Origin of the sequence: Kribbella sp. NPDC056345 (genome assembly GCF_042262745.1) — a bacterium.
Lineage (GTDB): Bacteria > Actinomycetota > Actinomycetes > Propionibacteriales > Kribbellaceae > Kribbella.
This window is the reverse complement of the sequence record NZ_JBHJQQ010000002.1, coordinates 926,780-949,994: the sequence shown is the minus strand read 5'-3', so window position 1 is coordinate 949,994 and position 23,215 is coordinate 926,780. Positions and strand designations below refer to the sequence as shown.

Here is a 23,215-nt window from a genome sequence, read left to right as displayed (position 1 = left end):
AATCCGGGCCGCTCCGGGCCGATGCTGGCGTGCAGGTCAAACCTGAGGAGCGATGTCCGATGAAGGCAGCCCGCACCAGCCGCCACCCTGTCGACCAGGTACTGCCTCCCGGCAAACTCGTCGTCTACGGCACGCAGCACGTGCTCGCGTTCTACGCCGGTGCCGTGATCGTGCCGATCCTGCTGGCCAATGCGATCGGGCTGAGCACCGAGCAGCTGATCCACCTGATCAACGCCGACCTCTTCACCTGCGGGATCGCCTCGATCATCCAGTCGGTCGGCTTCTGGAAGGTCGGGGTCCGGCTGCCGCTGCTGCAGGGCGTCACGTTCACGGCGGTCTCGCCGATGATCGCGATCGGCCTGGCCGCGGGCGGCGGGGTTGACGGCCTGCTGGTCATCTACGGCGCCGTACTGGTCGCCGGACTGGCCACCTTCTTCATCGCGCCGTACTTCAGCCGGCTGATCCGCTTCTTCCCGCCGGTGGTGACCGGCTCGGTGATCACGATCATCGGCCTGGCGCTGCTGCCGGTCGCGGCCGGGGACGCCGTCGGTGGCGCGGGACCGAACGCAGCACCGACCAGCGGCAAGAACATGGCCTACGCGCTCGGCACACTCGCCCTGATCGTCCTCATCCAGCGCGTCTTCAAGGGCTTCATGGCGACCATCGCCGTACTGGCGGGCCTGGTGATCGGGACGCTGGTGGCCTGGGCGTTCGGGGATGCCCACTTCGGCGCGGTCGGCGAGGCCGCGTGGGTCGGAGTCACCCAGCCGTTCTACTTCGGCTGGCCCAAGTTCTCACTGGCAGCGATCATCTCGATGATCGTGGTCATGCTGATCACCGCGGTCGAGACGACCGGTGACGTCTTCGCGACCGGCGAGATCGTCGAGAAGCGGATCGGCAAGGAGGACATCGCCAAGGCACTCCGGGCCGACGGCCTGGCCACCACGATCGGCGGCGTCTTCAACTCGTTCCCCTACACCTGCTTCGCCGAGAACGTCGGTCTGGTCCGGCTGACCCGGATCCGCAGCCGCTGGGTGGTCGCGGCGGCCGGCGGCATCATGATCCTGCTGGGCCTGATCCCGAAGGCCGGTGCGATCGTTGCCGGAATCCCCCATCCCGTCCTCGGCGGCGCGGCGCTGGCGATGTTCGCGACCGTTGCCGTGGTTGGCTTCCAGACGCTGGCGAAGGTCGACTTCAACGACCACCGCAACGTGGTGATCGTCGCGACCAGCGTCGGCCTGGCCATGTACGTCACGGCGCAGCCGCAGGTCGCCCAGGCGGTCCCGGACTGGGCCGAGATCATCTTCGGCAGCGGCATCACCCTCGGCAGCCTGACCGCGATCTTCCTGAACATCCTGTTCCACCACGTCGGCAAGGACTTCGGTCCCGCCGTGGCCGGGCAGCCGGGCGACTCGATCCGGCTCGACCAGGTGAACAAGATGACCCGGTCCGAGTTCGTCGAGACGTTCGGCGATCTGTTCCAGGGACCGCGCTGGGCGGTCGAGCGCGCCTGGGAGCTACGCCCGTACGCCGACACGCACGCACTCCGCAGGTCGTTCCAGGAGGCGCTGTTCTCCGGCTCACGTGATGAGCAGCGTGCCCTGATCGAGGCGTACCCGCAGCTCGGCTCGCAGTTCGTCGCCGACGGTCTGAGCGGTCCGGCGTCGCTGCGGGACCAGTCCGACAAGGGTCTGACCTTCTTGTCCGACCCGGAGCGTGACGAACTGGCTACGATCACCGAGGCCTACCGCGAACGATTCGGTTTCCCACTTGTGATCAGCGTTCGCGACGCCGAGTCGTACGCTCGAATTGTCGAGCAAGGCCGCGTCCGGCTCGGCAACTGCGAAAACCAGGAGCACGCCGCCGCGCTGCTCGAGATCGCGAAGATCGCCGGTTACCGGTTCGACGACTACGTCTCCGAGGCCAACCCGATTCACAGTGCGAGAACCCGTTGGAGCAGCAACCGATGACCACTCAGTCCCTGACCGTCAATGGCGAGCGGACCGCGATCGGCGCCGTACCGGTCCACACCTCCGTGCTGGACTGGCTGCGCGACCGCGGCCTGACCGGCGCGAAGGAGGGCTGCGCCGAGGGTGAGTGCGGTGCCTGCTCGGTGCTGCTCGCCCGGCCGGGTATCGACACCCCGACCGAGTGGACCGCGGTGAACGCGTGTCTGTTGCCGATCGCAGCTTTGGACGGGCAGGAGGTAATCACCTCCGAGGGGCTGGGTACGCCGGCCGACCTGCATCCGGTGCAGCAGGAGCTGGCGGTCCGCGGTGGTTCGCAATGCGGCTTCTGTACGCCGGGCTTCGTGTGCAGCATGGCGGCGGAGTACTACCGTCCGGGTCGGTCAGCCTGCGAAGGCTCTCCTGAGCACGGTGAGAACGGGTTCGACCTGCACTCGTTGAGCGGGAACCTCTGCCGCTGCACGGGATACCGGCCGATCCGGGATGCTGCTTATGCGCTCGGGGAGCCGACCGAGAACGACGCCCTCAACGCGCGTGCTGCGGCACCCGCCCCCGCGCCGGTTGCCACCGGCATGCACTCCGCCGAGGGTTCATTCATCCGGCCGGCATCGCTCGCCGATGCGCTGTCGTTACTGGGTGAGCGGGAGGATGCGGAAGTCGTTGCCGGGTGCACCGATACCGGTGTCCAGGTCAACATCTTCGGCTCGCGGCCGGCGCTGACCGTCGCGATCGACCGGTTGGACGAGCTGCGCGAGTTCTCGTTCGGAGCGGACGAGGTACGGCTGGGCGCGGCTTTGACGCTGACTGAGATCGAGCGCCGGCTGGCCGGGCGGGTTCCGCTGTTGTCCGAGATGTTCCCCCAGTTTGCGTCCCGGCTGATCCGTAATGGGGCCACGATCGGCGGCAATCTCGGCACCGGGTCGCCCATCGGTGACACCCCGCCTGCGCTGCTCGCGCTGGATGCGTCCCTGGTGCTCGCATCGCACCGCGGTGAGCGGGTTGTTCCGCTGGCGGACTACTTCACCGGCTACCGGCAGACCGTGAAGGCCGCTGATGAGCTGATCAGGACGATCGTGATTCCGTTGCCGTTGGCACCGATGACAGCGTTCCACAAGATCGCCAAGCGCCGTTTCGACGACATCTCCAGTGTCGCGATCGGGTACGCGCTCGACGTCCGCGACGGGGTGGTGCGGGACGCGCGGATCGGGCTCGGCGGCGTCGCGGCGACACCGTTGCGGGCGCGGGAGACTGAGGCGGCGTTGATCGGGCAGCCGTGGACCGAGGAGACCGTCCGGAACGTGGCCGCGGTGATGGCAGCCGAGGGTACGCCGATGGACGATCACCGGGCGAGTTCGTCGTACCGGTCGGCGATGCTCGGGCAGTCGTTGCTGCGCTGCTATTTCGCTGAGCAGGGGGTGCTCGCATGAGTGTGTTGTCGGAGCGGCCAGCTGCTGCGGTTGTCGGCGTACCGATGCCGCATGAGAGTGCTGCGCTGCATGTGACCGGGAACGCCTTGTATACCGACGACCTGGTGCAGCGGACGCGCGATGTACTGCATGCGTGGCCGGTGCAGTCGCCGCACGCGCATGCGCGGATCACGACGCTGCGGGTGAAGCCGGCGTACGACGTACCGGGTGTGGTGCGGGTGTTGACGGCCGACGACGTTCCTGGGGTGAACGACGCGGGGATCAAGCACGACGAGCCACTGTTCCCTCGTGAGGCGATGTTTCACGGGCACGCGATCTGCTGGGTGCTGGCGGAGACGCTGGAGGCTGCGCGGCTCGGGGCGTTGGCGGTGGAGGTTGAGTACGAACCGCTGCCTTCGTTGGTGTCTGTCCGCGAGGCGATCGAGGCCGAGAGCTTCCAGGGGACGGGACGGCATCTGGAGCGCGGCGATGTGTCGGCTGCGTTGGCTGAGGCGGCGCACGTGTTCCGGGGTGAGTTCGAGTTTGCCGGTCAGGAGCACTTCTACCTCGAGACGCACTCGGCCTTGGCTCTGGTCGACGAGTACGGACAGATCTTCATCCAGTCGAGTACACAACACCCGTCGGAGACGCAGGAGATCGTCGCGCATGTGCTGGGGCTGTCCAGCCACTCGGTGACCGTGCAGTGCCTGCGGATGGGCGGCGCTTTCGGCGGTAAGGAGATGCAGCCGCACGGATTCGCCGCGATCGCCGCACTGGGCGCGACGTTGACCGGGCGGCCGGTGCGGCTGCGGCTGAACCGGACGCAGGACATGACGATGTCGGGTAAACGGCACGGTTTCCACAGCTCGTGGACGGTCGGCTTCGACGCAGACGGCCGGCTGCTGGCGCTGGATGCGACGTTGACCGCTGATGGTGGCTGGAGCCTGGACCTGTCTGAACCTGTACTGGCGCGGGCGATGTGCCACATCGACAACGCCTACGAGATCCCGCATGTGCGCGTCGACGGACGGATCGCGAAGACGAACAAGACCTCACAGACCGCGTTCCGGGGCTTCGGCGGCCCGCAGGGGATGCTGGTGATCGAGGACATCCTCGGTCGCTGCGCTCCACTGCTCGGGTACGACGCCCTGGAGCTCCGCCGGCGGAATTTCTACCAGCCCGGCGACTCGACGCCGTACGCGCAGCCCGTGCGGCACGCGGACCGGTTGGAGTCCTGCTGGAGTCAGGTCCTGTCCGGCGGTGAGGTCGCAGCCCGGCAGGCCGAGATCGCCGCGTTCAACGCTTCGCACGAGCACGTGAAACGTGGACTCGCCATGACGCCGGTCAAGTTCGGCATCTCGTTCAACCTGACTGCCTTCAACCAGGCCGGCGCATTGATCCATGTGTATAAAGATGGATCCGTCTTGATCAATCACGGTGGCACCGAGATGGGTCAAGGTCTGCACACCAAGATGCTGCAGGTCGCCGCGACCGCCTTGGGCGTCCCGCTCTCCCGGGTTCGGCTCGCCCCCACTCGCACCGACAAGGTCCCGAACACCTCGGCGACCGCAGCATCCTCCGGCGCCGATCTCAACGGGGCCGCGGTGAAGAACGCATGCGAGCAGATCCGGGAGCGGCTGGCGCAGGTGGCCGGTGGGCGGCTCGGGATCAACCCGTCCGACGTGCGGTTCGCCGACGGCGTCGTACGGGGGCTGTCTGGGGACGGTCTGCCGTGGGACGAGCTGGTCAAGGCGGCGTACATGCAACGCGTCCAGCTGTGGGCGGCCGGGTTCTACCGGACCGAGGGTCTGCACTGGGATGCCAACGTGATGCGTGGCGAGCCTTTCAAGTACTTCGCGTACGGCGTTGCTGCGTCGGAGGTGGAGGTCGACGGGTTCACCGGTGCCTACCGGCTGCGCCGGGTCGACATCGTGCACGACGTCGGTGACAGTCTGAGTCCGCTGATCGACATCGGGCAGATCGAGGGTGGTTTCGTTCAGGGCGCCGGCTGGCTGACGCTCGAGGATCTGCGGTGGGACGAGAGCACCGGGGACCAGCGTGGGCGGTTGGCGACTCAGGCCGCCAGCACCTACAAACTCCCGAGCTTCTCGGAGATGCCCGAGGTCTTCAACGTCCGGTTGCTGGAGAAGGCGCATGAGGACGGCGCTGTCTATGGCTCCAAGGCTGTCGGGGAACCGCCGCTGATGCTGGCCTTCTCTGTTCGCGAAGCGTTGCGGCACGCGGCCGCCGCCTTCGGGCCCTCTGGTGTGAGCGTTGATCTGCCGTCACCGGCTACACCCGAGGCCGTCTACTGGGCACTGGACCGGGCCCGCGGAGGTGTCTCGTGGAGTGGGTGAAAGCGATCCAGACCCTGCGAGCCGGCCGGCGTCCCGGAGTGCTCGTCACGGTGACCTCGGTCCGCGGCCATGCGCCGCGCGAGGCCGGCGCGAAGATGGTCGTTGCCTCGGACAACGTCTGGGCGACGGTCGGTGGCGGCAACCTGGAGGCACTGGCGATCGAGCGGGCACGGCAGATGATCGCATCGGCGGTTGCCGCGCCTGAGGAGCTCACCGCGGCCTTGTCCGACAAAGCGCCGTACCAGCATGGTGTGCAGTGTTGTGGAGGCGAAGTCACGTTGCTGCTCGAACCGTTGCCGGTGGTGCCGTCCGTGGCGATCTTCGGGATCGGCCATGTCGGGCTCGAGCTGGCGCGGATCCTCGCGCGGCACGACATCGAGCTGCACCTGGTCGACTCGCGACCGGAACAGCTGACCGCGGAGCGGCTCGCCGTACTGGATGACGCGATCGCTTCCGTCCACGTGCACAACGTGCCGGTCCTGCCCGAGTTGGTCGTCGGTGAGCTGCCGCCAGGCACGCATGCGGTGATCATGACGCACGACCATGCGGAGGACGCGGCGCTGTGTGATGCCGCCATCCGCAACGACCACCTGGCCACCATCGGCCTGATCGGTTCCCGGGCCAAGTGGGCCCGTTTCCAGCGCAAACTCGCCGAGGACGGCAACGCCGCCGAGCCGATCGCGCGCATCACCACTCCGATCGGAGTTTCCGGCATCACCGGTAAGGAGCCGGCCGTCATCGCAGTCAGCGTCGCGGCCTGGCTGCTCGAACTGTTCACCGCCGAGCGTCGCCCTGCGCCGGCTCATCGTGAGGCGAAGGCATGACGATCTTCCGTGGCACTTTCATCGACATCCCGGAGAACCCGTTCACCGGTGGTGTCCTGCGCGTCGACTCCGACGCGGGGCTACTGGTCGAGGACGGTGTGATCGTTGCCCGCGGCCCCTTCCTCGACATCCGCCGGGCACACCCGGCCGAACCGGTGGTCGACCTGAGCGGCGGCGTCGTACTGCCCGGGTTCGTCGACTCACATGTGCACTTCCCGCAGATCCGCGCGGTCGGCGGTCTCGGCCTGCCGCTGCTCGAGTGGCTGGACAAGTACGCGCTCCCCGAAGAAGCCCGGATGGCCGACGCTCAGTACGCCGCCGGAGTGGCTCGCGAGTTCGTCCGTGGCCTGGCCGCAGCCGGTACGACGTCCGCCCTGGTCTTCGGCGCGCACTACTCCGACGCCATGGATGCCTTGTTCGGCGCCGCGTCCGAGGTCGGCCTCCGGATCACCAGCGGTCTCGTACTCAGCGACCGCTTGCTCCGACCCGACCTGCTCACCACCCCGGTCCGCGCGTACGCCGAATCCCTCGCCCTCGCCAACCGCTGGCACGGCACCGGCCGCAACCGGTACGCCGTGACACCCCGCTTCTCACTGTCGTGCACCGACGAACTACTCGCCACCTGCGGCGAACTGATGGACGCGATCCCCGGCGCCCTCTTCACCTCCCACGTGAACGAGAACAAGGCCGAGATCGCCACCGTCGCCGACTTGTTCGGCGGCAGCGACTACGTGACGACGTACGAACGGCACGGCCTGGTCGACCGCCGTACCGTCCTCGCCCACAACGTCCACCCGACCGACGTCGAACTCAAACTCCTCGGAGTCAACGGCGCCAGCGTCGCCCACTGCCCGACCAGCAACGCAGCCCTCGGCAGCGGCCTGTTCCCCCTCCACCGCCACCTCCAGTACGGCGTCCGCGTCGCCCTCGGCTCGGACGTCGGCGCCGGCGCCGGCTTCTCCCTCCTCAAGGAAGGCCTGCAGGCCTACTTCTGCCAGCAACTCCTGGCCGACCAGGGCCGCCCCCTCACCGGCACCCACCTCCTCTACCTGGCCACCACCGCCGGCGCCGAAGCCCTCAACCTCCCCCACGTAGGCCACCTCTCCCCCGGCCAAGCCTTCGACGCCCAACTCATCCGCCCCGCCGAAGACTCCCCCCTGGCCATCGGCATCAACCACGCCGAAGACTACGAAGAAGCAGTAGCCCGAATCTTCACCCTGGGCACCACCACCGACGTACAAGCCGTCTGGATCAACGGGGAACTCCTCACCCCCTAGACGGGGACGCAGTCGTCCTCGACGCCCTGGCTGAGCACGAAGTAGTTCTTCGCCGGGTCCGCCTGAACGTGCCAGGTACCGTTCGACGGCTGCCAGAGGATCAGGTCGGGGCGCTTGTCCCCGACCATGTCGGCGACCAGCGGGACACCGCCGTAGTTGGCCCGGCCGAAGTGCATGGCGTCGATGGCCCAGCGGCCTGTCATGAAGAACCATCTGCCGTCGATCCAGCGGAGCGGATCGGCCCTGCCGTCGCCGCTGACATCCACGATGCGCTCGGGCGACGCGCCGCGCCCGATCGGGTACATGCCTCGCTCCTCGGTTTCACCCCCACCGCTCGGCAGGCCGTAGACATGCGTCGCGCCGTCACCTTCGCCGGGCACAAGCCCGCGAGCCACCATCAGGTCCTGCTTGCCGTCACCGTCGATATCTCCGAGGAGCGGCTTGTCCCCCGCCTCGCCCCACTGCGTCACCCGCTCCTCGCCGGTGCGGGTGAGCTTCATCCGCCACATGGCATCCGCTGGGTTCCACACTGCGCGCTCCGCCTTCTTGTCCCCGTCGTAGTCGCCCGGAGCCGGTACGTCGCCTTGCGCGCCGCCACCGTACTGGTAGTCGCGCTGGCCGTCGGAGCTGCGCCACACTCCCCATCTGCCGTTCGGCCTGCGGTACGCCAGATCAGCTACACCGTCACCGTCGTAGTCGGCCGGAACCGGGGTGGAATCCGCGGTTCCGAACAGCTCGATCCGCTGGTGGCCGGTCGTACCGTAGACGTACCAGGTCGAGTTCGACGGCCGCCAGACCGCCTTGTCGGCCTTCCCGTCCCCGTCGAAGTCGAGCGCGAACGGGATGTCGCCGGCCTGCCCGTACTGCGTGACGATGTCGTTGCTGCTGCGGATGACGTTCCAGCTGGTGGCCCAGTTGGTCCAGACGGCCAGATCGGCCTTCTTGTCCCCGTCGTAGTCACCGGGTACCGGAACACCGCCGTCGTACTCCTGCCAGTACTTCGACTCTTCCCCGTCGGAGCTGTGCAGCACGTGCCAGTTCCCGTAGCCCGGCCGGCGGACAGCCAGGTCGGTCCTGCCGTCACCGTCGAAATCCGCCGGTGCGGGAATGTCCCCTTGCACACCCCAGTACTTGTTCTGGATACCGCCACTGGCCAGGGCGACGTACCACCACTGATTCGAGGGCCGGTAGACCGCGGAGTCGGACTTGCGGTCACCATCGAAGTCGCCGACGAGCGGGATGTCGCCGTCCATCCCCCACTGGAACTGGCGCACCTCCCCGATCTTGCTCGACCGGGTGATCCACATCCCGGTCGACGGCCGCCAGAGGGTGAAGTCCGACGTACCGTCACCGTCGTAGTCGCCCGTCACCGGGATGTCGCCGGTCTGACCGAGCGGCTGATCGAGCTGGGTGCCGTCGGGCCGAATGACGTAGAAGGTGCTGGCCGACGGGCGCCAGATGGTCACATCGGCCTTCCTGTCACCGGTGAAATCCGCCGGCATCGGCACATCACCGATCTTCCCGAGGTACTTCGTCATCTGGACGTTGTCGCTCGACCGCTGCACCGTCCAGCGTCCCGCCGATGGCTGCCAGACCGCCAGGTCGGCCTTCCCGTCCCCGTCGAAATCGGCCGCCTTCCGCTGTGCCGCACTCGGCACGGTCCCGGCAACCGCACTCGCCACCGACGTCCCCACCAGCCCGGCACCGATCACCCCGACCGCGACCGCCCCCGCCACCATTCTTCGCCGTGTCCCAACCATCCCCAGTCCCTTCCTCGCGACACCGTCCCGGGAAGGGTGCCAAGCACCTGTCTCACCGACCTCTCACCGACGTTGCACGTGCCAGCGGTCCGTCAGGTGAGGGCGGCCTGGGTGCTGGCGACCTGGAGGGCGAGGGTGTGTTGGTCGAGGGTTTGGAGGGTGTTGTGTTCGACGACGGCGCGGCCGTTGACCAGGAGTAGGTCGAGTGGTGGGGGTGTGGAGAGGACCAGGGCGGCGATGGGGTCGGGGATGCCGGCGTGTTGGAGGGTGGTGAGGTTCCAGAGGGCCAGGTCGGCCAGTTTGCCGGGTTCCAGGGAACCGATTTCGTCGGCTCGGCCTAGGAGTTGGGCTCCACCTAGGGTGGCCATTTCCAGGGTGTCTCGGACGGTGAGGGATTGGGGGCCATTGCGGGCTCGGGCCAGCAGCAGGGCGTTGCGGAGTTCTTCGATCAGGCTGCCGGCTTCGTTGCTGGCGGCACCGTCGACGCCTAGGCCGACTGGAGCGCCGGCGGCGCGGAGGTCCGCCGTACGGGCGATGCCGGCGCCGAGGCGGGCGTTGGAGCTTGGGCAGTGGGCGATGCCGGTTCGCGTCGTACCCAGTTGCTTGATCTCGGCGTCGTCGAAGTGGATGCCGTGAGCGAACCAGACGTCGGACCCCGTCCAGCCGAGCTCGGCGGCGTACTCGAGGGGTGTGCAGCCGTACGTCTCCTGACACCACGCGGTCTCGTCGGTTGTCTCGGCGAGGTGCGTGTGGAGCCGGACGCCTTTGCGACGAGCCAGTACGGCGGACTCCCGCATCAGCTCGCCGCTCACGCTGAACGGGGAGCACGGCGCGACCGCGATCCGCAGCATGGACCCGGGCGATGGATCGTGCCAACGGTCGATCGCAGCCGAGGTCGCAGCCAGGATCTCGTCGCGGTCCTCCACGACCGAGTCCGGTGGCAGTCCACCGTCCTTCTGACCGCGATCCATCGATCCGCGCGTCGGATGGAACCGCAGTCCCACGGAGGCCGCGGCGGTGATCTCGGCCGCGAGGAGATCACCGGCGCCGTGCGGGAAGACGTAGTGGTGGTCTGCGGCAGTGGTGCAACCGGTCAGCGCCAGCTGGGCGAGCGCGGCCTGGGCGGCGACGTACACGGATTCTTCGGTGATGCGCGACCACACCGGATAGAGCGTCTGCAACCAGCCGAACAAGGTGTCGTCCACGGCGAGACCGCGAGTCACCCACTGATACAGATGCTGGTGCGTGTTGACGAAACCTGGTGTGACGAGACACCCGGACCCATCGATGACCCGAGCACCCTCGAAGTGAGGCGCCGACCCAGGGCCGACGGCAACGATCTGGTTGCCGTCGACAACCACGTGCCCGACGAACTCACGCCGGGCCGGATCGAGGGTCGCCACATAGGCGCCCTCGATGACCAGCATCAGCAGAAGCCTGGTACGGCGTGCCACGCGCTCCCGGCGTCGCTCGCTTCGTCCCGGACGACGGTTGCCTCGATCAGCCCGTACGGGCGGTCGGCGGCGATGAAGACCTCCCCCGGGTTCTCGACCTCGAACGGGCTGAGGTCGACCAGGAAGTGGTGCTTGTTCGGTGCGGAGAACTTGATCTCCGCAACCTCCGGGTGCTCACTCAGCACCGCTTCACCCATGCCGTAAAGGCTTTGCTGCAAAGCGAGACTGTGGATCGTCGCGAACTGCGAGAGCAGCAACTGCTTGATCCCGTCGTACGACTTGTCCCAGTCGACGTCGGTGTGGTCGTAGCGCCAGCGCGCTACCAGAGACGTTGCCAGAATGCGGTCGTCGGTCTCCGGCAGCGTCGTGTACTTGTCCTTCAGGAACCCATGGAACTCAGACCCGGTCGACTTCAGCACAACGAGGTCGCTGATCCCGGAGACCACATAAGCACGACGGTCGGCGCCCCGACCTTCGACGTTCACGATCGTGTTCCGGACACCGCTGCCGCCGCGGACAAACGCGTGGTCGTGCTCCTGGCCGTCGACCAAGATCCGGTCCCACGCATACTCTTCGACCGCGATCCGCGCACCCTCCGCGGCCGGTGACGCGTCCAGGAAGTGTGCGCCGAGAGTCAGCGCGTAGTCCTCGATCGCACCGATCCCCTTCTCCTTGGCGAAGGCGAAGGCGGTGTTCTTCTGCGTGTCGGTCGGCAGTACGTCGCTCTGGTCACCGGTGGTGTGCGCGGCGGCGAAGTTGCCACGGAGTGCGGTGGAGACATTCAGATCGCGGATCTGGTGCCGAGGCGTGTCGCGGTAGATGCGCACCACGCGGCTCTCGGCTTTGCCGTACTGGTTGACTCCCAGGCGGATGGCCATGCGGTCAGCTCCCTCGGTAGGTGGAAAACGCGAACGGGCTGAGCAGCAACGGAACGTGGTAGTGCCGCTCATCGGCGACCGTGAAGGTCACGGAGACCTCCGGAAAGAAGCTCTGTTCGTTGTACGCCGCCACGTCGAACCAGAGCCGATAAGTCCCGTGCTCCAGCTCAGGCGCCAACTCGGCGATCCGGCCGTCGTCATCCGTCACACCGGTCGCCAGTACGACGTCGCCCCGATAAAGCCGAACCGGTACGCCGGTCGCCGGCCGCCCGAGCGCGGTATCGAGAACGTGTGTCGAGAGACTGCTCATGCGATCACCAGCTTGTTCAACCGGAGCAATGCGATCTTCCGCAGCTCCTCATGGACAACAGCCGCCTCGGTCACGTCATCGTGCGTGAGGCGTTCCTGCAAGCTGCTCAGCATCTGCGTGGCGGACAACCCGGTCGCACAGATCAGGAACACCCGGCCGAACCGGTCCTCATAAGCACGGTTGCCCTCGGCAAACGCCGACCGGACCGCCGGGTCGTCACCGACGCCGGACTGCTCCTTGCGGGACCACTCGGCCTCGGTCCCTGCACCCTGCGGCCGGTCGCCGATCCGCGGGTGCGCCTGGAGAGCGCGCTCGACCTCGTTGTCGTCGAACTCCCGCGTCAGCTGGTCCGCAACCGCGGTCAGCGCGGCGCGATCGCCGTACGGGCGCTTGGCCAGGATGCCCTCGATCCAGCGTGGGACGTCACAGCAGCTCGCCAGCTCCGGCCGCAGCCGATCGACGGGCGCGGCGTTGAACTCCACCAGATCCATGACGAGAGCCTCCCATCCCACCCCGGCCATCGTCAACAGTTTGTTGAATTTAGCGGGCCCGGTTGAGGTAGTTGTAGACGGTGAAGCGGGTGACGCCGAGCGCCTCGGCCACGATCTCGGCCGATTTCCGGTACTCGAACGCACCGCGCGCCTCCAGCAGCAGCACGGCCTGCTGCTTGTCAGTACGCGACAACTCGCTCAGCGGACCACCGAGCTCAGCGGCGACCTCGGCCAGCAAACCCTGTACGCCGTCCGCCGGCTTGGGCGTCAGCCGGACGGCCACCACCGGTTTCCCCTTCCACAGCAGGGGAATGTCATCGGCGTGCGCCTCGTCAGGCGCGATGAGCTCCGCGTTCAGCCGTTCGATCAGCGGGGCGATCGCCGCCACCAGCGGGTGCTCAGGCATCGCGTCGTACCTGAAGCGTCACCTGGCTCGCACCTCCAGCAAAGGCCGCTTCAAGCACATGCGGGAGCGCGGACAGCACGTCCTGCTGCTCGCCACGAACCAGCGTGCCCAAGGGGCCGAAGTCGCAGTCGAGCCCGGCTTCCTCCGCAGCACGCAGCGCCTCGGTCACGTGCGCGGGTGGCGAACCCTCGACATCGAAGGGCTCAGTGGTGAACTCGGCAACCAATCGCATACCGCCGAGGCTAAGGTCGGCGGGCCAGTTTGGCGAGTGCCGTCAGCTCCACGCCGATCAACTGATCGATCTCGGTCTCGTCGATCGCGCCACAGTCGAGGCCCCGCAGGACGAACCCGGCGAGCGCAACAGCTGTTGCCGGCTCATCGAGGTACCCGGAGTCGCCGCCGCCGAGATAGGCGTGCAACCTGGTCGCGGCCTGCTCGAAGCCCTCGCGGTAGAAGAGGTACGTCGCCGCGAAGCGGGTCGGGAGCTGGGCGGGGTGCATGTCCCAGCCCTGATAGATGCCGCGGGCAAGCGAACGCCGTACCAGCCGGAAGTGCAACTGCCAGGCCGCCTGGGTCGCATCGCCGACCGGCAGCACATTGGTCGAACCGTCCGACACGAACACCCCGGTCCCGGCCGCGGCCAGCTGCATCACGTCCTTGGCGTGGTCGGCGACCGGATGCTCCATGCTCTGGTATGCCGCAGCGACGCCCAGCGAAGCGCTGTAGTCGTACGTCCCGTAGTGCAGCCCGGTGACCCGACGCCCACCGGCCTTGAGCATCCGAGCGATCAGCGCAGTCCCGTCGGCCCCGAGAATCGCCTGTGGAGTCTCAACCTGGATCTCGAACTTCAGCTCCGGCACGCGATAGGTAGTCTCCAGCGTCTCCAGCACATAGACGAACGACGAGACCTGCTCGACCGACGTCACCTTCGGCAACGTGACCACGAACCCGTCGCCGACACCACCCTCCCGGACGAACAGATCCAGCGTCCGGATCGACCGGCGCCGGGTCGGCGCCTCCAGCGATTTCACCCGCAACCCGTAGTACGGCGTCTGTCGCGCAACCCGCGCCGCCGCCACGGCTGCCGCGTCCTCCTCCGGATCCGGGCGATCGCCGTACCCATCCTCGAAGTCGATCCGGAGATCCTCGATCGGCTCCCGCTCGAGCTTCGCCAGCACCCGGTCGTGGACCTCGGCCGGCACCCCCAGTACGGCGGCCAGGTCGTGGCCGGCGAGCGCCGCCCGGGCCTGCGAGCCCCAGTCGGCGACCGTCTGATCGTCGTACCGGTCGGCCGGGACGTAGACGGTGTGGACCGGCTGCCGCACCCCGCGATCTCCGGGATAATCGGCCGCGAGGGCCGCATCGGCCGCTCCCAGCCGCCGGTCCAGCTCGGCACCCAGCTCTTCCAGCCCCATGGGCTCGCCTCCTTCGTTTTCCGTATTGCGGAGACTAATATCTACTCTGCGGATACGAAAGGGTGACCGATGACTGAGACCAGCAAGGCCCGCACCGGGAGTGTGCAGTCGATCGAGCGTGCGTTCGGCCTGCTCGAGACGATGGCCGACGCCGGCGGGATGATGGGGCTGTCCCAGCTGGCCACGGCCTCCGGCCTGCCGCTGCCGACGATCCACCGCCTGGTTCGCACCCTGGTCGACCTCGGTTACGTGCGTCAAGAGCCTTCGCGGCAGTACATCCTCGGCCCCAAGCTGATCCGCCTCGGCGAGAGCTCGTCGCACATGCTCAGCGTGTTCGCCCGGCCGCATCTCGCCCGCCTGGTCGACGAGCTCGGCGAGTCGGCCAACATGGCGATGCTCGACGGCGACCAGATCGTCTACCTCGCCCAGGTCCCGTCCCGGCACTCGATGCGGATGTTCACCGAGGTCGGCCGGCGCGTTCTCCCGCACTGCACAGCCGTCGGCAAGGCGATCCTCGCGCAGTATCCCGAGACGGCGGTCCGCGAGCTCCTCGCCCGGACCGGCATGCCGCAGCACACCGAGAACACGATCAGCACCCCGGACGCGTTCGCCACCCAACTGCATCAGGCGGCTCAATCCGGCTACGCCACCGACGAAGGCGAACAAGAACTCGGGGTCCGCTGCGTAGCGGTCGCCGTACCGGATGCCCCCACTCCGCTGGCCATCTCCGTCTCCGGCCCGGCACCGCGAATGACCGAAGCCTTGGTCGACCGCGCCGTCCCGCTCCTGACCCAGGCCGCCGAAGCTCTCTCGAACGACCTGCGCTGAAACGGACCAGCGGCGCCGGTCCCGTCCAGGACCGGCGCCGCCTTCACATCATCGATCGACTTACGTGCCGGGCCGCGGGTAGACCCGGTTCAGGACCTCGAAGTCCTGACTGGACGGCCGCAGCGACCACCCCGCGCCGATCCTGCCTTGCACCATGCAGGAGTTGGTCGAGGAGTTGTGGCCGAGGCCGAGTGCGTGACCGAGCTCGTGGCAGGTCGACTTGCGGGCCTGGTTGGTGCCGGCCATGTGGTTGGCGAGGTAGACGTCAACGGGTCCGTTCGGTGCGTTCGGACTCCAGTAGGTGACACCGAACTCGTTCGGTCCCGGACTGTAGGTCCGGACGTGGACACAGTGCCGGCCGCCTCCCGGGCAGCCCGCGGTGTGCCAGCGGTAGTAGGCGTCGATGCCGGGAGACTGGTACCAGTCGGCAACCGCGGCGGTCACCGGGAATCCGGCCGGTGTGTGGTCAAGGAAGTAGACCTGTGGGTCGTTGAATCCCCCATAGCCCCAGGCGTGGTCGCACCACTGGACGGCCGTCCCGTACGACACACAAGCCAACGGGCTCATGCTTCCGCCAGGAGGTGCCTGGCCGGCCGACAGGACGTTCTTGCCCGCAGCTCGCAGATCGCGCCGCAGTGCCTCGGCGTTCCCAGCGTGCTGGTGCAGCCCGATCCTGGTCTGACCGTTGGCCAGCCGCTCGACGGTGTAGACGTCGTCGTTGTCGACAGCAGCCGGCTTCGCTGCGCTATCGGGTTTCGCGGCCGGTGGTGCGGCGCCGGCCGGCGTTCCGATCAGGCCGATCGTGAGTGCCGCGAGTACTGCAGCGGCGGTAGCCAGTTGGCGGTGGATACCTTTCATTGAATGAACCCTCCCCAAGGGTAATCGGGCGACGCTGACTACCTCACGTCGTCAGTCGATCGCCCGGCGGTCACACTAAAAGCCACTGGGAGAGCGTCACAACACTTCGAAAGCCGCAGGCGGCAAACTGCTCAGCTTGACGTTAAAACCCCAATACGACGGGGTTTTTCATGGCCTGGAGGGGGCTTGATGATTGAAGTTCGTACGGCGGGTGGCGTGCTGCGGGGAGTTCGGGAGGCGGGGTGTTCGGTCTTTCGAGGGATTCGGTACGCCGAGCCTCCGGTCGGTGGGCTGCGGTTCGGGGAACCGCGGGCGGTTCGGCCGTGGGACGGCGTACGGGATGCGACCGTGTTCGGACCGGCGCCGCCTCAGTCTGAGGTTTTGGGGACGGGTCGGGGTGATGGTGGGGACGACTGGCTGACGCTCAATGTGTGGACGCCGGACGCGGGTGGGCTGCCGGTGATGGTGTGGATTCCGGGTGGCGCTTATGTGGCTGGTGATTGCAGTCGTCCGGAGTTTGATGGGGCACGCCTGGCGGCTGGTGGGGTCGTGGTGGTGACGGTCAACTATCGGTTGGGGATCGAGGGATTCGGGCAGATCGAGAGGGCTCCGGCCAATCGGGGCTTGCTTGATCAGGTCGCGGCGCTGCGGTGGGTGCGGGAGAACATCAGGGCGTTCGGCGGTGATCCCGATCGCGTGACGGTGTTCGGGCAGTCGGCGGGTGGTGGATCCGTGGCGTCGCTACTCGCGATGCCGCGCGCCAAAGGGCTTTTCCAGCAAGCGATCGTGCAGAGCATGCCGGGAACGTTCTTCTCCCCCGAACTGGCCGCCGACATCGCCGCGACCTGTGCTGCCGAGCTCGGCGTGACCAGTCTTGAGACTGTGGAGCCGGGGATGCTGCCGCTGGTTGGCGACGCGATCTCGGACAAGGCGATCGCGTGGCGCGACCGCTGGGGAGCGATCGCGCATCGGCCGATCCCGTTCGCTCCCGTGGTCGACGGCGAGGTGTTGCCGACTACTCCTTGGCAGGCGCTGGCTGACGGGGCTGCTCGGGACATCCCACTGCTCGTCGGGCACACGCGAGACGAACACCGGTTGTTCAGCCTGATCGACGGCGTACTGGGTGAAGTCACGGCCGAACAGACTGAGACCGCACTACAAATGCTCGCTCCGGGACTCCCTTATCGAGAGGCGTTCCCGGGCGCATCCGATGAGGAGTTGTACGAAATCGTCAACCAGGATTGGCTGTTCCGCATGCCGAGTCTCCATCTCGCTGACGCGCAACTCGCCGGCGGCGGCCAGGCCCACCTCTACGAACTGACCTGGAACGGCACCCTCGGCGCCACGCACGGCCTCGACATCCCGCTGATCTTCGGCAACCTCACCACCGGCCATCCCGCCACCCTGCTCGGCGATCCCTCCGGAGCGCAGTCGCTGTCGGACGAGATGCGCGCGGCATGGGTCGCGTTCGCCAGCCACGCCGACCCGGGCTGGTCGCCGTACGACGGAAGTCTCACCCAGGTCTTCGACACACCTTCAACCGTCACCGCCTACCCGGAAGAAGCCTCCCGGCGACTCTGGCAGGACCACACCTTCACTGCGCTGACAGTTTGCTGAGGATGGCCATCAGGTCGGCCCGGCGGCGCTCGGCGAGGGGGTCGCCCTCAAGTGCGACGATGATCTGAAGGCCCTGGTGGCAGGTGATGCGCGCCTGGTCGACCTGACCCAAGGTGTGTTGTGCGTCGGCCAGGTGACCCAGGACCTCCGACTTGAGCACCTGCTGGTGGAGCTCGTTGCACAGGGCAAGTGATCGCTGATAGGCGTCGATGGCGGCGGCGTGGTGCCCGAGTTCGGCTTGGGCTACGCCGAGGTTGTCCCAGGCGTAGGACTCCAGCATGCGGTTCGTGCCGTTGGAGAGTTCCAAGGCATCCTGGGCGGCGGCCTTCGCAGCCTCGTACTGGCCGAGGCTGAGGTACGACACGGCAATGTTGTTGAGCTTCCGCGCTTCGCTCGGATCGCTGCCGCTTCGGCGCGTGAGCTGGATGGCGCGCAGTATCAGTTCGACGGCCTCGGCGTGGCGGCCGGACCGTTCGTACTCGCAGGACAGGGCTTCGAGGCTGTCCGCGTGACCGCGCAGCGAAGCGGACTGTTCGAACAGGGCCACCGCGCGCTCCAGGTGGGCAACGGACACAGACGACATCCCGAGCTCGGAGGCTATCGTGCCGACATCGCGTTCGGCGATCGCGATGGACAGGACATCCCCGGTACGCCGCGCGCAGCTCAGCCCTAGTTCGTGAACGCGCAGCAGGTCGACGTACGCGCGGCGGTAGTGGAAGGCCATGGACATCAGGTCGCTGAGCTCGAAGCCGACTCGGTCAAGACCGCGTTCACCGGACAGCTGTACGGCGGCGAGTGTGGTCTCGCGCATCGTGTCGAACCAGTCCAATGCCTGGCGATCATCAGTGAAGTCGAGTGGGACAACATCCTCGAAGGGCGGCTCGATCTCCATCAGTGGGGCGGCTCGGCCGAGTGCAGCGCGACCGTTGGCGGCCGAGTGGAGGTAGAAGCTCAGTTGCCGGCGGAGCGCAGTGTCGCGTTCCGCGGCGGAGTCGGTGGTGTGGGCGAGTTCGATCGCGTACATGCGGACCAGGTCGTGCTGTTCGTACCGGTCCGGATGCGGTTGCTGAACCAGATTCGCCTCAACCAATCGACCGAGCAACTGTCGCGCGGTGGCCGAGGGAACTCCGGCGAGGGCCGCGGCCGCGGCCACACTGACGCCGGGCCCCGGGCTGTCACCCAGCAGCCGAAACATCCGTGCCGTCGCAGGATCGAGCGCTTCATAGGACCACGAGAACATCGCCCGTACGTCGGTCGCCGCGTCCTCGCCGTCAAAGGCTGCCAGGCGATCTCGTCCCACCGCGAGTTCGTTGGCCAAGGCAATCAACGGGAACCCAGGCTGTACGGCGGCACGGGCCGCAACGATCGCCAAGGCCAAGGGCAGTCGCGCACAGAGGTCAACGATCGCCCTGGCTGCCTCGGGATCGGCAAGGACCCGGTCGCGACCGATGCGGTTGGCCAGGAGCGTCTGGGCATCATGGGTCGCCAGCGGATCGAGCTTCACCGGATCGGCGGCAACGAGTCCGGTCAACCTGCTGCGACTTGTGACCACCACGAAACAGGTCTCGGACGCCGGCAACAGCGGCCGGACCTGCTCCGCGTCGCGGGCGTTGTCGAGGATGATGAGTACCCGTTGACCGGCCAGCTGACTGCGATAGAGCTTGACCTGCGCATCGAGGCCCATCGGCATTCGCTCGGCCGAAACCTGCAGGCCTTCCAGTAACGCCCGCAAGGCTTTCTCGGGCGTCAGCGGCGAACCCGACGGATCGAATCCGCGCAGATTCAGATAGAGCTGCCCGTCGACGAACTGGTCAGCCACTTGATGCGCCCACTGGACGGCCAGCGCCGTCTTCCCGACTCCCGCCATACCGGAGACAACTGCCACCGAGCGGTCGGCCAGTCGTTTGTCGAGCTGGGCAAGCTCATCCGTGCGCCCGGCGAAGGCCGCGATGTTGATCGGCAGTTGGGCCGGCCGCCATCGCTCCGGCGGAGGGGTCGCTGACGTGAGAATCTGCTGATGCAACCGCTGCAACGCCGTACCGGGCTCGACGCCGAGCTCGGCGGCCAGCCGTTGCCTGGCCAGTTGGTACTGCGCCAGCGCGTCAGCCTGCCGGCCGCTGAGATGCAGGGCCAGCATGAGCTGACCGGCTAGCCGCTCGTGCAGCGGATGTTCGGCGACCCGCTGCGACAGCTCGGCCACCATCGCTGCATGCTGCCCAGCCTCCAGCCGGAGGTCGTCGCGGTCCAGCTCCGCGGCCAGGCGCTCTTCGTTCAAAGTCGCGCGAACCTGGCTCAGCCACTCGTTGTCGAGAGTGGCGAACGCTTCGCCACGCCACTGCGCCAGGGCGTACTCCAGCAGCGGGAGCCTGCCCTCAGCCTCCGCAACGGCTCGCCGAAAGCGATGAAGATCCACCACTGATGGATCCGCAGCCAGTGCATAGCCCGTCGAGGTCCGCTCGATCGTGGGACCGCCGTGCGCCACCAGGGCGGTGCGCAGGCGGGAGACATAGCTGTAGAGCGATTCCTTCGCGCGCTTCGGCGGCCGGTCGCCCCAGATGCGCTCGATCAGCCGGTCGACCGGCAGCGACCGCCCCGCCTCCACCAGCAGAACCGCGAGCACAACCCGCTGACGCGCCGTACCCAGCTCAACGACAACGCCGCCCACCCGCGCCTCGACCTCGCCCAGTACGCCGAACTCCACGACCCCAGCCCCTCTCGGAGACTGGAGTCAACAACGGACTCGCGCTCTACGCAACCGAAGCCGTGTCAGGGCCTACCAGCGGTGAAGGTGTGGACGGAAGTCGGCGTAGGAGTCGTCGAGGAAGTAGGGCACGGTCGCGCGGCCGGGTGCGACGAGGGCATCGACGGCGCCAAGATCCTCCTCGGTGAGCTCGACGTCGGCGGCGGCCAGTTGCTCGGTCAGCTGCGCCGAGTTCCTCGCGCCCAGTACGACGCTGCTGACGCCGGGGCGGCTGAGCAGCCAGGCGAGTGCAAGCTGGGTAGGCGTGCAGTCCTTGACCTTGGCGAGTTCGATCAAGCCGTCCACGACGGCATCCGCGGCCGGGGTGAAGTGCTTGCGGGTCCACTCGTCATCCTTGGCAGGGTCGAAGCGAGCATCCGGAGCGACTCCAGCGCGGTACTTGCCGGTGAGGAGGCCACCGGCCAAGGGCGACCAGATGGTGACGCCGACGCCGTACGTCTGCGCCATCGGGAGAAGCTCGCGTTCGGGTCGACGATCCACCAGCGAGTAGGCGGTCTGTTCCACGACCGGACGGGCCAGGTGGTGTTCCTTCGCGGCCCACAGGGATTCGAGCAGTTGCCAGGCCGCGAAGCCGCTGGTGCCGACGTACAGGATCTTGCCTGCCGTGACCAGGTCGTCCAGGGCACGGAGGGTTTCGTCAATGGGAACTTCGGTTGTGGGGCGGTGGATGTAGTAGATGTCCAGGTGGTCGACACCCAGGCGCTGTAGGGATTTGTCGACTTGGTCGACGATGTGGCGGCGGGAGCTGCCTGCTGCGTTGGGGTCGTCACCGACCCGGACGTGGAACTTGCTGGAGAGGACGATCTGATCCCGGCGGCCGTTCTTCGCGAGCGCGGCGCCGAGTGCTCGCTCACTTTCACCCTGGCCGTAGACGTTGGCGGTGTCGAGCGCGTTGACACCCGCATCGAGCGCTTGGTCGATCAGACCTGAGGCGGTGCTGGTATCGAAGAGCATGCTGCCGAGGGTCAACTCGCTGACCTGGACCCCGGTTCGGCCGAGTGGGCGGTACTTCATGGCGTACTCCTAGTGGTGCTGTGGCGGACGATCAGCTCGGTCGGGAGGGTACGGCGTCTTGGCCGCTTCCCCTGCTGTAGTTGGTCGAGCAGCATTCGGGCTGCCAGCTCGCCCTTCTGCCGGAAGGGCTGGCGGATCGTGGTCAGGAACGGCGCTGCCCGGGGTGAGTCGTCGAAGCCGATGACCGAAACGTCTTCAGGGACTCGCAAACCGGCGTCCCGGAGACCAGCGATGACGCCGAGCGCCAGCTCGTCGCTCAGACATGCGATGGCGGTAGGGCGGTCGGCTCGGGCGGCGAGCGTCGTACCAGCCTCGACACCTTCCGGGAAGCCGTTGACCGGGCAGGACACCACGAACGGCTCCAGGTCACCGGCAGCCGCCAGCCACCCGGCAAGGCGCTCCTGAGCCACATGGCTGCTGTCCGCACCGACCGAGACCAAGCCGAGCCGATGGTGGCCGAGGGCAAGCAGATGCTCGACGGCCAGCCGAGCGCCGGCACGGTCGTCGATATTCACCCCCGGTACGCCGGGCTCCGGGCGCTGGTCGACGAAGACGCTCGGCAGGTCCCGGGAGCGCGCTGTGTCGAGGGCAGGTGATTCGCCGTCCACGGAGTAGACGATCAGGCCGTCCATGATCGCCTGGGCCGTCGGGCCTTGAGCACCGGATCGAGGCGCGGACACGATCGTCATGGCGTAGCCGGCGGGCTCAGCGACACTCGCCACTCCGGAGAGGAAGGCGGTCGCAACCGGGTCGTTGAACGCGTAGGTGAGGCTGTCGGTCAGCAGTACACCGAGGGTCTTGGTCCGGCCGGTGCGCAGGGATGCGGCGGCGGGGCTCGGCCCGGTATAACCCGCCTCTTTCGCGGCTTCCAGGATGCGGTCGCGGAGGTCGGGCGACAGTTGGTCCGGACGCGAGAAGGCGTTGGACACAGTCGTGTGGCTGACACCCAGCTGGCGGGCGAGGGTGATCAGCGTGGTCTTGGGCACACGACCACCGTACGGCAAGAGTCTTGAACGTTCAAGACGATTGGTTGACCCCGGACCTGTGACGTGATGGTGAGCTCAGTGCGTTGGTAGGGATGTGACGGCGATGAGTTCCACCGAGGTCGACTTCGAGGCGTTTGCGCGGGCGAACGCGCATCAGCTGTACCGGACGGCGTGGTTGCTGACCGCGGACTCGTACCACGCGGACGACTTGGTGCAGGAGACCCTCGGGAAGCTGTTCGGCGTGTGGGGACGGGTACGGCGGATGGAGAAGCCGGCTGCCTACGCGCAGACCGTGCTGACCCGGACGTTCATCTCGCAACGGCGCCGGCGAAGTTGGCACGAGCAGCCGACAGACGTCGTACCGGAGTTGCCGGTCTCGGATGACGACCATGAGTTGCGGCTCTTGGTGATGCAGGCGCTGGAGGGGTTGCCCGCGCTCGATCGGGCGGTGTTGGTACTGCGGTTCTTCGAAGATCGCAGCGTCGAACAGGTAGCGCGCGATCTGGGCAAGAGCGCCGGAGCGATCAAGAACCGGACGGCCCGGGCGTTGGTCCGGGTGCGGGCGGTTCTCGGTGACGTGGCGGTCATCGCACTGTGAACAGGCAG

Annotated in this window: 20 protein-coding genes; 8 read left to right on the top strand and 12 right to left on the bottom strand. The window is 67.4% G+C overall.

Annotated features, from left to right (window positions below):
- Window positions 1–59 precede the first annotated feature (59 nt).
- Genes uraD (ACFCV3_RS10180) through guaD form a run of 5 tightly spaced genes read left to right on the top strand, consistent with a single transcriptional unit; the run spans window position 60 to window position 7,831 of the window.
- Window positions 60–1,970 (top strand): 2-oxo-4-hydroxy-4-carboxy-5-ureidoimidazoline decarboxylase, encoded by a 1,911-nt coding sequence (gene uraD / locus ACFCV3_RS10180; RefSeq protein ID WP_376028299.1) that lies wholly within the window; start codon window positions 60–62, stop codon window positions 1,968–1,970.
- Window positions 1,967–3,394: a xanthine dehydrogenase small subunit gene (locus ACFCV3_RS10175; protein ID WP_376028297.1), complete on the top strand. Its 1,428-nt coding sequence runs from the start codon at window positions 1,967–1,969 to the stop codon at window positions 3,392–3,394. The genes uraD (ACFCV3_RS10180) and ACFCV3_RS10175 overlap by 4 nt, the downstream gene beginning before the upstream one ends.
- Window positions 3,391–5,730 (top strand): xanthine dehydrogenase molybdopterin binding subunit, encoded by a 2,340-nt coding sequence (xdhB, locus tag ACFCV3_RS10170; protein WP_376028294.1) that lies wholly within the window; start codon window positions 3,391–3,393, stop codon window positions 5,728–5,730. The genes ACFCV3_RS10175 and xdhB overlap by 4 nt, the downstream gene beginning before the upstream one ends.
- Entirely contained in the window at window positions 5,718–6,554 is an 837-nt protein-coding gene (gene xdhC / locus ACFCV3_RS10165; RefSeq protein WP_376028291.1) for a xanthine dehydrogenase accessory protein XdhC, read from the top strand. The genes xdhB and xdhC overlap by 13 nt, the downstream gene beginning before the upstream one ends.
- Complete coding sequence (gene guaD, locus ACFCV3_RS10160; RefSeq protein WP_376028288.1) at window positions 6,551–7,831, top strand: guanine deaminase; 1,281 nt, start codon at window positions 6,551–6,553, stop codon at window positions 7,829–7,831. The genes xdhC and guaD overlap by 4 nt, the downstream gene beginning before the upstream one ends.
- Here guaD and ACFCV3_RS10155 read toward each other — a convergent pair.
- The 8 genes from ACFCV3_RS10155 to ACFCV3_RS10120 all read right to left on the bottom strand — a co-directional run bounded on the left by ACFCV3_RS10155 (window position 7,828) and on the right by ACFCV3_RS10120 (window position 14,545).
- Window positions 7,828–9,591 (bottom strand): FG-GAP repeat domain-containing protein, encoded by a 1,764-nt coding sequence (locus ACFCV3_RS10155; protein WP_376028285.1) that lies wholly within the window; start codon window positions 9,589–9,591, stop codon window positions 7,828–7,830. The genes guaD and ACFCV3_RS10155 overlap by 4 nt on opposite strands.
- 92 nt (window positions 9,592–9,683) lie before the next feature.
- Window positions 9,684–11,018: an 8-oxoguanine deaminase gene (locus ACFCV3_RS10150; RefSeq protein WP_376028284.1), complete on the bottom strand. Its 1,335-nt coding sequence runs from the start codon at window positions 11,016–11,018 to the stop codon at window positions 9,684–9,686.
- Entirely contained in the window at window positions 11,018–11,923 is a 906-nt protein-coding gene (gene pucL, locus ACFCV3_RS10145) for a factor-independent urate hydroxylase (RefSeq protein ID WP_376028282.1), read from the bottom strand. Before pucL ends, ACFCV3_RS10150 begins: the two co-directional genes overlap by 1 nt.
- 4 nt (window positions 11,924–11,927) lie before the next feature.
- Window positions 11,928–12,233, bottom strand: a complete 306-nt coding sequence (gene uraH / locus ACFCV3_RS10140; RefSeq protein WP_376028279.1) for a hydroxyisourate hydrolase — start codon at window positions 12,231–12,233, stop codon at window positions 11,928–11,930.
- Window positions 12,230–12,724 carry a 2-oxo-4-hydroxy-4-carboxy-5-ureidoimidazoline decarboxylase gene (uraD, locus tag ACFCV3_RS10135; RefSeq protein ID WP_376028278.1) on the bottom strand — a complete coding sequence of 165 codons (495 nt, stop codon included), beginning with the start codon at window positions 12,722–12,724 and terminating at the stop codon, window positions 12,230–12,232. Before uraD (ACFCV3_RS10135) ends, uraH begins: the two co-directional genes overlap by 4 nt.
- 49 nt (window positions 12,725–12,773) lie before the next feature.
- Window positions 12,774–13,130 (bottom strand): helix-turn-helix domain-containing protein, encoded by a 357-nt coding sequence (locus ACFCV3_RS10130; protein ID WP_376028277.1) that lies wholly within the window; start codon window positions 13,128–13,130, stop codon window positions 12,774–12,776.
- On the bottom strand, window positions 13,123–13,362 hold the full coding sequence (locus tag ACFCV3_RS10125) for a thiamine-binding protein (protein WP_376028275.1): 240 nt from the start codon (window positions 13,360–13,362) through the stop codon (window positions 13,123–13,125). Before ACFCV3_RS10125 ends, ACFCV3_RS10130 begins: the two co-directional genes overlap by 8 nt.
- A 10-nt stretch (window positions 13,363–13,372) precedes the next feature.
- On the bottom strand, window positions 13,373–14,545 hold the full coding sequence (locus tag ACFCV3_RS10120) for a DUF6986 family protein (protein ID WP_376028272.1): 1,173 nt from the start codon (window positions 14,543–14,545) through the stop codon (window positions 13,373–13,375).
- A gap of 69 nt (window positions 14,546–14,614) precedes the next feature.
- Between ACFCV3_RS10120 and ACFCV3_RS10115 the strand changes: the two genes are divergently transcribed.
- Entirely contained in the window at window positions 14,615–15,373 is a 759-nt protein-coding gene (locus ACFCV3_RS10115) for an IclR family transcriptional regulator (RefSeq protein ID WP_376028270.1), read from the top strand.
- Window positions 15,374–15,433: 60 nt separating this feature from the next.
- On the opposite strand, the gene ACFCV3_RS10110 is transcribed toward ACFCV3_RS10115, so the two are convergent.
- Window positions 15,434–16,231, bottom strand: a complete 798-nt coding sequence (locus ACFCV3_RS10110) for a hypothetical protein (RefSeq protein WP_376028268.1) — start codon at window positions 16,229–16,231, stop codon at window positions 15,434–15,436.
- A gap of 189 nt (window positions 16,232–16,420) precedes the next feature.
- On the opposite strand from ACFCV3_RS10110, the gene ACFCV3_RS10105 reads away from it, so the two are divergent.
- Window positions 16,421–17,848, top strand: a complete 1,428-nt coding sequence (locus tag ACFCV3_RS10105) for a carboxylesterase/lipase family protein (RefSeq protein WP_376028266.1) — start codon at window positions 16,421–16,423, stop codon at window positions 17,846–17,848.
- Here the strand turns inward: ACFCV3_RS10105 and ACFCV3_RS10100 are convergent.
- From ACFCV3_RS10100 to ACFCV3_RS10090, 3 genes are all read right to left on the bottom strand, one after another.
- Window positions 17,826–20,549 carry a BTAD domain-containing putative transcriptional regulator gene (locus ACFCV3_RS10100; protein ID WP_376028263.1) on the bottom strand — a complete coding sequence of 908 codons (2,724 nt, stop codon included), beginning with the start codon at window positions 20,547–20,549 and terminating at the stop codon, window positions 17,826–17,828. The genes ACFCV3_RS10105 and ACFCV3_RS10100 overlap by 23 nt on opposite strands.
- 72 nt (window positions 20,550–20,621) lie before the next feature.
- Entirely contained in the window at window positions 20,622–21,623 is a 1,002-nt protein-coding gene (locus ACFCV3_RS10095; RefSeq protein WP_376028261.1) for an aldo/keto reductase, read from the bottom strand.
- Window positions 21,620–22,609: a LacI family DNA-binding transcriptional regulator gene (locus tag ACFCV3_RS10090; RefSeq protein WP_376028259.1), complete on the bottom strand. Its 990-nt coding sequence runs from the start codon at window positions 22,607–22,609 to the stop codon at window positions 21,620–21,622. The genes ACFCV3_RS10095 and ACFCV3_RS10090 overlap by 4 nt, the downstream gene beginning before the upstream one ends.
- Before the next feature lie 103 nt (window positions 22,610–22,712).
- Between ACFCV3_RS10090 and ACFCV3_RS10085 the strand changes: the two genes are divergently transcribed.
- Window positions 22,713–23,207, top strand: a complete 495-nt coding sequence (locus tag ACFCV3_RS10085) for a SigE family RNA polymerase sigma factor (RefSeq protein WP_376028256.1) — start codon at window positions 22,713–22,715, stop codon at window positions 23,205–23,207.
- The last annotated feature ends 8 nt before the right edge of the window (window positions 23,208–23,215 follow it).